Origin of the sequence: Mesorhizobium sp. M5C.F.Ca.IN.020.29.1.1, from assembly GCF_003997375.1 — a bacterium.
GTDB lineage: Bacteria > Pseudomonadota > Alphaproteobacteria > Rhizobiales > Rhizobiaceae > Mesorhizobium > Mesorhizobium wenxiniae.
In genome coordinates, this window is sequence record NZ_RZSW01000754.1 from 1 (window position 1) to 2,295 (window position 2,295).

Here is a 2,295-nt window from a genome sequence, read left to right on the forward strand (position 1 = left end):
ATGTCAGGCAGTCGGCATCAGGTGTTTCCTGGGAACACCGGCTGACCGAGCGGCAGGACATGACTGCGCTTGCGATAGCGCAAGGCTTTGGCGTGCCGGACATCGTCGCGCGCGTCCTTGCCGGGCGCGGCGTGACCGCCGCGCAGACCGAGCGGTTTCTTGATCCGACCATCCGCGATCTTTTGCCGGACCCGGCTTCGCTGACCGACATGGACAAGGCCGCCGCCCGCATCGCTGATGCGATCGTGACCGGAGAAAGAGTGGCGATCTTCGGCGACTACGACGTCGACGGCGCGGCCTCATCGGCGCTGCTCAAGCGGTTTCTCACGCATTTCTTCGTGCCAGCGGAGATCTACATACCGGACCGCATCTTCGAGGGGTACGGACCCAATCCGGAAGCCATGCGCGAACTTGTCTCGCGTGGCGCGACGCTAATCGTCACCGTCGACTGCGGCACCAACAGCGCCGTCTCGATCGACGCGGCGAAGGCTGCCGGCGCCGATGTCGTGGTGCTCGATCATCACCAGCTCGGCGGTCCGTTGCCGGCGGCGGAAGCGGTCGTCAATCCCAATCGCGAGGACGACCTTTCGGGGCAGGGCCATCTTTGTGCCGCCGGCGTCGTCTTCCTGGCTCTGGTGCAGACGGCGAAGATCCTGCGTGGCCGGTTGCCGGATGCCGCACCGCCGGACCTGCTTGGTCTGCTGGACCTCGTGGCCCTGGCGACCGTTTGCGACGTGGTGCCGCTGACCGGCGTCAACCGCGCCTTCGTGGTCAAGGGGTTGCAGATGGCGCGCCAGCAGAGGAACGAGGGGTTGGCGGCGTTGGCGCGGGTCTCGCGCATCGGCGAGCCGGTCAGCACCTTCCATCTGGCCTATCTGATCGGCCCGCGCATCAATGCCGGTGGGCGCATCGGCGACGCAGCACTCGGCAGCCGCCTGCTCGCCACCAACGATCCCGTCGTGGCCCGCACCATCGCCGAGACGCTGGACCGGCTCAATCAGGAGCGGCAGCAGATGGAGCTGGAAATGCTGGCCGCGGCACGAGTCGAGGCCGATGCCGAGCTTGCCGGCGGCAATGGGCCGGCCATCGTCGTCACTGCCAGCTCCAATTGGCATCCGGGCATCGTCGGCCTGCTGGCCTCGCGGCTCAAGGACCATGCGCGCCGGCCCGCCTTTGCCATCGCCTTCAACGCCAATGGCGTCGGCACGGGTTCAGGCCGTTCGGTGTCGGGCTTCGATCTCGGCCGGCTGGTGCGCGAGGCCGCCATTGCCGGGCTGATCGTCAAAGGCGGCGGCCATGGCATGGCGGCCGGCATTACGGTGGAGCGGGCGAAACTTGGCGCGCTCCGCGCCTTCTTCGAGGAACGGGCGGCGGCCGACGTGTTCCGGCTGCAGGGCGAGGAAAGCCTGGCGATCGACGGTGCGCTGGCCGCCGAGGGTGCGACGCTCGGCCTGCTCGATGCGCTGGAGAAAGCCGGCCCGTTCGGCGCCGGGCATGTCGCGCCGGTCTTCGCGCTGCCGCGACATCGTCTTGCCGATGCGAGGCCGGTCGGCGCCAATCACATCCGCGCCGAGTTGCAGTCGGAAAGCGGCGGCCGGATCCAGGCGATCGCCTTTCGCGCCGTCGATACGGCGCTCGGCGAATTCCTGTTCACGAACAGGGGCAAACCGGTGCACGTCGCCGGTTCGCTGTCGGGCAATCACTGGAACGGCAACCGCACGGTGCAGTTCCGCATCGTCGATGCCGCACGTGCCTGAGAGCGGTTTTCGCTTCTGCGCGAGTCTTCGATGATTTAAGCCAGAACCGTCTGCAGCCGGGTCAGTTCGCCGATCTGGGCCATCGTCGCCTCATAGCCGAGGCGGATCGCTTCGTCGGCGCGGTGGAACTCGGTCAGACCGATATGGCTGAGCTTCGGCTGCAGCGACATATCCGGCGGGTCGCCGGCAAGCCTGGCACGCGAAATGCGGTCCTGGATGATGTTGAAGGCTTCGACCATAACGCCGGTGATGCCGAGCCGTGTCTCACGGGACTGGTGGCCGGTGTCTGCCTGACCGGGCCTTGGCGCATCCTTTTCGACGACCAGTTCACCGGCGCTGTGCTTGATGACGGCGGCGCGGCCGAACAGATCATAGTGAAGGTTCACCGCGACCACCAGCGGCTGCTCGTAGGCACGGCAGACCGAGACCGGCACTGGATTGACCAGAGCGCCGTCGACCAGTACGCGTCCGTTGCAAGTGACCGGTTCGAACACGCCGGGCAGTGCGTAGGAGGCGCGCATGGCGGTGGGCAGCGAGC

2 protein-coding genes are annotated in these 2,295 nt (G+C 67.1%); one reads left to right on the top strand and one right to left on the bottom strand.

Translation table 11 applies throughout. From position 1 onward, the window contains the following. Window positions 1–1,757, top strand: a 1,757-nt coding sequence (recJ, locus tag EOA85_RS33110) for a single-stranded-DNA-specific exonuclease RecJ (RefSeq protein ID WP_245486239.1), incomplete at its 5' end; no start/stop codon positions are given. Window positions 1,758–1,792: 35 nt separating this feature from the next. Here recJ and EOA85_RS33115 read toward each other — a convergent pair. Further along, a partial coding sequence (locus EOA85_RS33115) for a patatin-like phospholipase family protein (RefSeq protein ID WP_164760053.1) occupies window positions 1,793–2,295 on the bottom strand: 503 nt, incomplete at its 5' end.